The following is a 7676-nucleotide window of genomic DNA, read 5'->3' on the forward strand; positions in this document are numbered from 1 at the left end:
GTTCGCTGTGATTAACAAAATCGACAATATTATCGCGTTCGGTATTTTCGGTGGTACTAACAATACCTACCGGTTTATTAAGGGCAATAAAAACCAGATCGGCTTCGTCTCGGGGGGCTATATCATGACCATTCACTTTGACTTTATCGCCAAATTCGACGCTATCACCAATTTTGGCGCGTTTACCATTGATAAAAACATTACCTTGCTCAATATAGCGATCTGCTTCACGACGTGAGCAAATACCACTCTCACTAATGTACTTATTTAGACGGGTTGCAGATTCACTCATGGTGGTTCCTTTATCAACATAAACGCGCTGCGAAGGCAGGCTGGATCGGCGCAGATAATATCATAAAATTGTAGGACCGAGAGCGGTTTGATAAACGTTTATTATCAGTCCTTGAGGTTACCTATGCATATAGATGGGTATCACAAATCAAAACCCATTTGAGTTGTGGTGTGCTGTTGTTGAGGTAATAGATTAATGTCGGCCAATGCAGATGTACTTTGTGCCAACTGCTGTTGCAGTAAACGATACAAATCGACCGCTAATTGCGGTGCATTGTGATTGTCTGGAGTGTGGATAAATAAATAGGGTTGTTTATTTTGCGCGATCCATAAAGGCAGTTGTTTTAGCCAGTTTTGGAAAAAATGTATATTGGCTTCCGCTTGCGGATGACCAATAAAGCGCACCACAGGATTGTGTGCGGTTGCAATGGCGTGTACTGGCACTTTTGGCTTTTTCTGGTGGGCATCTATCACTGCTGCGGTTGTTGGCGCTGCTGCAAAAACAGGCCTCGTGTCCATAATGATACGATTGCAGTTATTGTCGATTAATAAGCGGTTTAATGCTTGTTCTGCTTCACCTTTAGCAAAAAAGGCACTGTTACGAACTTCTACACCATAGGTTAGGCCTTGTGGCACTTGAGTTAAAAACTGTGCTAATTGTGGCAAAGATTGTGGCCCAAAACTGGCGGGAAGTTGAATTTTCCACACTCCGGTTCGGTTAATAAGGGGCTCCATTATGCTAAAGAATTGTTGTAGCGCTGGGCCTGCATGTTGGAGCTGTAATTCATGGGTGATGTGTTTGGGCAGTTTAAAGGTAAATTTAAACTCGTCATGCGTTGCAGCGTACCAATTTTGTACATTCTGTAACGACGGCGTGGCATAGAAAGTAGTGTTGCCCTCGACGGTATTAAATATTTCGGCATAACGTGCCAGTCGATGTGCCTGGCTATTGCCATAAACGGTTTGTTGCCATTGGTTTTGTGACCACATGGCTAAACCTAATCTTAATGGCGGATCAATAGTCGCTGTTGAAGTGCTGTTGTCCAAAACAATCCTTAAACTTGGGTAAGTGTTTCATATAAAAATATCGATATTGTGGCAATAAGGTCTTTAATAGGCTAAAAAACAACATTTAGTTATTTTGTCTATATCTAATGGCTTTACCCATCTGATAAAATTATCACAATTAGTTACGCGATGTATTGAACATCTCAACCAAAAGTTAAATGGTGCGTTATTGTGATTTTATGCGTTAGATGGAGAGTTTGTGTCTAGTCCACATACAGACAGTCAGTTTGATAATTATCGACCTAATGCATCTTCCGCCAAACCGGCTCAGGTTCGTCGCAGTAAAGCGGGTTGGTTATTGATCGTATTATTGTTAGCAACAGCTTATCTGATCGAGTTTGAGGTGCGGACATCGTATTATCAATCTTATTTTTTACATCAATATGCCACTAAATTAACCTATAAAGTACGTGATTATCGCAGCGATGCGGTGATTTATCCTAAGTACGGTCCCTTTGATGACCGCCATGGTTATAGCCAATTACCGCAGAAAATAGCGCGTCTTATTGAGCGTAATTATCAAATCACTCAGCAGGTGGCATTTTCACCAATGTTGATGGATTATACCAATATTGGTTTTTTCCCTCCGTATCATGAAAAAGCCCAATCTGGTTTAGCAATTAAAGATTGCCGCGACATGACGGTATTCGATTTCTCCTATCCTAAACGTGTGTATCAAGACCAAGATAAAATCCCAGATCAAATCATCAATACCTTATTATTTATCGAAAATCGTGAAATGTTGAGTCCAGAAGCTAACTACAACCCCGTTGTTGACTGGCCTCGATTTGTGCTGGCTGCCGCCAGTCAGGTAGCGGGTATTTTTGGGGCTGATATGTCTAAAGCGGGTGGCAGTACTTTGGCCACCCAAATTGAAAAATTCAGGCATTCTAACCACGGCTTAACCTTGAGTATTAAAGATAAGTTATTACAAATTGGTTCGGCCATTGTACGAGTGTATCAGCAAGGTGAAAGCACCGTTGGCGCTCGCCAACGCATCGTACAAGATTATCTCAACACAGTGCCATTATCATCTGCTCCGGGTTTTGGTGAAGTCCACGGTATTGGTGATGGTTTATGGGCCTGGTTTAAAACAGATTTTAATCAAGCTAACCAATTGCTTTTGAGTCGTCATACTCAACAAAATGCTGCTGAGCGTGGCAAGGTATTTCGTCAAATCGTAGCTTTAATGATTGCTCAGCGTCGGCCATCGTATTACTTACGCCAAGGTCATGATGATTTAGAATCGTTAGTAGACAGCTATTTACGTTTACTGGGCGGTGATGGGTTAATTGAAACGCAATTGATGGTGTCGGCACTTGAGCAAACATTACAATTTAACGCCAGTAAGTTAGCGACGACTAACCTCGCTAACAATAAAGGGGTTAATGCGGTACGTATTCGCACTGCGGGTATGTTGGGATTAAGTTTGTTTGATCTTGATCGCTATGATTTATCGATTAACAGTACCTTCCATGGTGACTTGCAACAACAAGTTAGCGATTACTTACGTAGTTTAGCTCAGCCCAGTTCGGCTGAACGTATCGGACTACTGGGTGAGCGTTTACTGTCGGTGCAGCAGTTAGATAAAGTGTTGTACAGCTTTACCTTGTATGAAAGTACCGACAGTGCCAATAGGGTGCGGATTCAAACCGACAGTATTGATCAGCCGTTTGATATTAATGAAGGCAGTAAGCTGGAGTTAGGTTCAACGGCTAAGTTACGTGTATTAGCGACATATTTAGACATTATTGCCGAATTACAACAGCGTTTTTCTGCAATGACGGTGGCTGATTTACGCCAAGTGGATGTGGAACGTAAAGACCATATTACGCGCTGGGTGGTCGATTATTTGATTACCACCCGTGACCGTAATTTAACCCGAATGTTGGATGCTGCACTGCAGCGCGAATATTCGGCTTCACCAGAAGAACGTTTCTTCACCGGTGGTGGTTTGCATGTATTTAACAATTTTAATAAAAAAGAAAACAGTCGCGTACCAACATTATATCAAGCATTGCAAGAGTCGATAAACTTGCCTTTTGTGCGCTTAATGCAAGACATTGTTAATTACAGTAGTAGTTATAACAGTGAAGGCAGTGTGTCGCAGCTATTGCGTAACGACAAAGATCCGCGCCGTGAAGAATACCTCAAAGCATTTGCTAAGCGTGAGGGCAGTTCGTTTGTAAAACGTTTTTATCGTAAATATCGTCAGCTTGCACCAGAGCAGCGTCTTGAGGTGTTATTTGATGGTATTCAACAACAAGAACACAAGTTAACGGCCGTTTATCGTTATTTAAAACCTTACGATGGCGCCCGTGAGTTAACAGCTTTTTTAACTCAGCGATTACCAGCAAAAACCTTTACCGATAAACAAATTAATGTGCTGTACAACAAATATGGCGAAGAAAAATTTAATTTAGCTGATCAAGGCTATATTGCACGGGTGCATCCGTTAGAGTTGTGGGTATTACGCTATTTAAATGACTATCCGGAAACTGGCCTTACTCAAGTATTAGAAGACGCACAACCGCAGTTACAAGAAGTGTATCGCTGGCTGTTTAGAACGCGTCATCAAAATGCTCGTGATGTGCGTATTCAGGTGATGTTAGAAGTGGAAGCATTTTTAAGTATTCATCAACGTTGGGTGAGAATGGGTTATCCGTTTGAATACATGGTGCCTTCATTAGGCTCTGCTTTAGGCAGCTCGGGCGACAGACCTGCAGCATTGGCTGAGTTAATGGGTATTATTCAAAATGATGGCTATCGTTTCCCTACCGTGAGAATTGATGAGCTGCAGTTTGCCAAAGACACACCTTATGAGGTGACATTGGCCAATAATAAACAAACTGTTATGCGGGTAATGCACCAAGAAGTTGCACGAGCGTTGAAAAAAGCATTGGCAAATGTAGTCGAAAATGGCACAGCAAGAAGGCTCAAAGGCAGCTTAGTGGATAGCAATGGCCAAATGATTGTCATGGGGGGGAAAACCGGTACCGGCGATAATCGTATTGCGACTGAAATTCGTAATGGCCGTAAAGTGTCTTCAACCGCTATAAATCGTACTGCAACATTTGTGTTCTATTTAGGCGATCGTCACTTTGGTACCTTAACGGCATTTGTGCCAGGGGAGAAAGCCGACGACTTTAGCTTTACTTCAGCACTGCCATTACAAGTACTTAAAGGCATGATGCCGATTCTATCACCCATGATAAACCAGCAAGAACAGTGTCAAACCGGTTTATAGATGATGAAGCCAGTCAGCTTGCTGCAATAAACAAAAAGCCCATGCTGTAAAGCATGGGCTTTTTGTTCGAGTTAACATGTTGTTAAACGCTAAAAAGACTGAGCATGACAATAATGTGGCATACTACAGCAGCACTGGTTAATATTGTGCGTAATGTGAGGTAGCTGGTGGTGGTTGATAATTGTTTGGCTTTAAACTCAATATACAATAAATACAGATAACCACTGGCGAGTAGGATTAGCGCGGATAATGCAAACGGCGTTAACAGTGCAATCCAACAGGCGAGTGCGATGATATTACTGATGATGAGTAACTTAGCAATATTGTCGTCTAAGGTTAATATAACCGCTTTGCCCCACAGAGTACCGGCAACAAAACTTAAAATCACTGCGCTATAGCTAACAAACCCTAGCATAGTATGTTCGGGTGCTAATAGGCTATGATTGAAGGCTAATACACTGAGAATAATAAAAGGTAAAAGGCCAGCAAAGCCCAACCATTGCCATGTTTTAATGCTTTTCATCCTGTAGTCCTTTAATGCATGTTGATACGGTTACTCATCGTCAAGCGTGTCGATGAATGAGAATATATAACCTCAATTATGGATAATAAACTGTCATCAAACAGGCATTTCCGCTATCAGTGTTTAATCGACTTACAATAGGCGAGCTATTGATACGTCCAATATGCCTTGTTAGCAAAACACATGGCAAGTTTGATATTGCAGACTTGAATTAAACCCGTTTTTAACGATTTATCCCATCTCTTATTAGAGCTGAGGTTATCTATAATATAAATGATCTTGGTGACACAACATAGAAAAGGCGAACCCGAAATGAATATTTCTCTTCATCCCATTACTGAAGCAGATTTAGATATATTGTTTGAATTTGAAAACGACCCTATTGCTAATAAAATGGCAGACTTTGTGCCGCGTAAACGTAAAGCTTTTAACCTGCATTGGCAGCAAAAAGTATTAGCAAATGAAAAGGCGATAGCACAAGGGATTTGGATAGATGATGTTTTAGTGGGTAATGTATTATCGTGGATTAATACCGACGCAGCCGCAAAGTCAGATCCGCAAATGCGTTTAGTTGGCTATTGGATTGGACGTGAACATTGGGGCCAAGGCATTGCCACCAAAGCTGTGGAAATGTTTTTAAAGCAATTTATTTCGAGCCCTGTTTTTGCTTATATCAATAAACAGAACGAAGGCTCAGTAGCAGTAGCGTATGCCAATGGATTTTTCGACGTTACAGCGCAGTATCCGCAACTAATCAGTAAAGACAGTTTACGTTTATTCAGACGTGGTAACGTTTAGTATTCTAGTGGATTAATGATTACCGCCACCACATCCACCGCAACAACTGCCGCCATTAGCTTGTTTTTTGGCAGTATTTTCAGCCTGAGATACTTCATTTTCTGTTACAGCTTTCATTTCTGTTGCAGTAGTATCTTGGGCTGTAGGTGCCACATTGCTAATCTGTTCAGCTTGCTTGGCTGGCTTGAAAATACCGCTAATTGAAAAACTCATGGTGATACCTCGTTATGGGATCTGATTGTGTAATATTGTGATGCAATCTAGTGGTTAAATTTAAACGTGCTTTTTATTTGCATGTTTAAATTGTATAAGGCTTACTTTTTTAGTCAAGTGTTATCTGCCGCAAAAAGCACGACCTGCTTAAGATGTGTTGAGCATCACATTTACCAGCCATTTTAATGAACGATAATTCAAGCAAGCATTACCTAGAGCCTTTGTTTTAATCTGAATGAGCGTGATAAACTGCGCATCCACATGTTTGGAGTTTTTATGTCTTTTGCAGATTTATCGTTACATCCCATATTGATTAATCGCCTAGCTGAATTAAAATATCAGCAACCTACGCCTATCCAATTACAAGCAATTCCGGTTATTTTAAGCGGTAAAGACGTGATGGCGGGGGCGCAAACGGGCACTGGGAAAACGGCTGCATTTGCATTACCGTTACTGCATCAATTATTGACTCATCAAGATAATCTAGCTGCTCAGCCAGACACTCAACATATTAATTCGACCCCGATAACGGCGCTTGTATTAGTCCCAACTCGAGAGTTAGCCCAACAAGTGCACAGTAGTATTGAGCAATATGCTTATGGCAGTTCAGTCACTAGCGTGATGGTTTATGGCGGGGTTAGCATTGGCGAACAAATCCGTCAGTTAGCCAATGGCACCCATATTTTGGTGGCGACTCCAGGGCGGTTATTAGACTTGCTGCGTAAGCGTGCGTTGTCATTATCACAATTAACTCAGTTGGTATTTGATGAAGCCGATCGCATGCTGGACATGGGCTTTAAAGATGAAATTGTCGAAGTACTTAAGCGCTTGCCAAGTACACGGCAAACGTTATTATTTTCAGCCACCTTAGATGACCGAATGCTCAGTTTTAGTCGGCGCTTATTACGCTCACCACAGGTGATTGAAGTGGCTCAGCGAAATACCACCGCCAGCAGTATTGTTGAGCGAGTGTTTAATGTCGACGCTAATCGAAAGTGCGCCATGCTGTGCCATTTAATTATCCAAGAAAGTTGGCTGCAAAGCTTGATATTTAGCCGCACCAAACAAGGTGCTGATGCACTGGTAAAGCAAATGAAACACGCTGGCGTGGCAGCTGAAGCATTTCATGCTGACTTATCTCAAGCAGTACGTGAACAAGTGTTAGCAGCATTTAAAGCCGGTGAGGTGACCGCGTTAGTCGCAACTGATGTGGCTGCAAGAGGTTTAGATATTAACGAGTTAAATTATGTCGTTAATATGGAGTTACCGTTTCAAGTTGAAGACTACGTGCATCGAATTGGCCGCACAGGCCGAGCAGGTAAAGCAGGGCAAGCGATCACGTTATTAAGCATCGATGACGAGCCGTTATTAACTAAACTAGAAGCCTTTTTAGACCGACGTTTACCACAGCAATGGCTGGCAGGTTTTGAGCCAGATCTGGATTTAATTGCTCCAGTTACCCGTAAAACAACTAAATCGGCATTAAAACAACAAGCACGTAAAAAGGCATTAGCGGCATCTTCACGCGATAAAAAA

7 protein-coding genes are annotated in these 7676 nt (G+C 41.8%); 3 read left to right on the forward strand and 4 right to left on the reverse strand.

The annotated features are described in order from the left end of the window. On the reverse strand, window positions 1–292 hold a 292-nt coding region (locus CXF78_RS08880), incomplete at its 3' end, for a S4 domain-containing protein (protein ID WP_257984872.1). Between the two features lie 140 nt (window positions 293–432). Continuing rightward, window positions 433–1338: a DUF72 domain-containing protein gene (locus CXF78_RS08885; protein WP_374702277.1), complete on the reverse strand. Its 906-nt coding sequence runs from the start codon at window positions 1336–1338 to the stop codon at window positions 433–435. Window positions 1339–1558: 220 nt separating this feature from the next. Between CXF78_RS08885 and CXF78_RS08890 the strand changes: the two genes are divergently transcribed. Next, window positions 1559–4606, forward strand: coding sequence for a transglycosylase domain-containing protein (locus CXF78_RS08890; protein ID WP_102036550.1), 3048 nt, complete (start codon window positions 1559–1561; stop codon window positions 4604–4606). Window positions 4607–4688: 82 nt separating this feature from the next. On the opposite strand, the gene CXF78_RS08895 is transcribed toward CXF78_RS08890, so the two are convergent. Then, the gene (locus tag CXF78_RS08895) at window positions 4689–5129 is read right to left on the reverse strand and encodes a DUF3429 domain-containing protein (RefSeq protein ID WP_101086135.1); all 441 of its coding nucleotides are present in this window, start codon (window positions 5127–5129) and stop codon (window positions 4689–4691) included. Between the two features lie 312 nt (window positions 5130–5441). Between CXF78_RS08895 and CXF78_RS08900 the strand changes: the two genes are divergently transcribed. Next, window positions 5442–5927 carry a GNAT family N-acetyltransferase gene (locus CXF78_RS08900; protein WP_180957094.1) on the forward strand — a complete coding sequence of 162 codons (486 nt, stop codon included), beginning with the start codon at window positions 5442–5444 and terminating at the stop codon, window positions 5925–5927. 12 nt (window positions 5928–5939) lie between these two features. Here CXF78_RS08900 and CXF78_RS08905 read toward each other — a convergent pair whose 3' ends face one another. Further along, window positions 5940–6140 (reverse strand): hypothetical protein, encoded by a 201-nt coding sequence (locus tag CXF78_RS08905; RefSeq protein WP_041412753.1) that lies wholly within the window; start codon window positions 6138–6140, stop codon window positions 5940–5942. Window positions 6141–6416: 276 nt separating this feature from the next. Here CXF78_RS08905 and CXF78_RS08910 point away from each other — a divergent pair. After that, on the forward strand, window positions 6417–7676 hold a 1260-nt coding region (locus CXF78_RS08910; protein WP_102036552.1), incomplete at its 3' end, for a DEAD/DEAH box helicase.

This window comes from Shewanella sp. 11B5 (assembly GCF_002836795.1).
GTDB classification, from domain to species: Bacteria; Pseudomonadota; Gammaproteobacteria; order Enterobacterales; family Shewanellaceae; genus Shewanella; species Shewanella frigidimarina.

Coding starts and splice junctions, on each gene's coding strand:
- CXF78_RS08905 (WP_041412753.1), bottom strand. CDS start 6,140: ATGAGTTTTTCAATTAGCGGTATTTTCAAGCCAGCCAAGCAAGCTGAA.
- CXF78_RS08895 (WP_101086135.1), bottom strand. CDS start 5,129: ATGAAAAGCATTAAAACATGGCAATGGTTGGGCTTTGCTGGCCTTTTA.
- CXF78_RS08900 (WP_180957094.1), top strand. CDS start 5,442: ATGAATATTTCTCTTCATCCCATTACTGAAGCAGATTTAGATATATTG.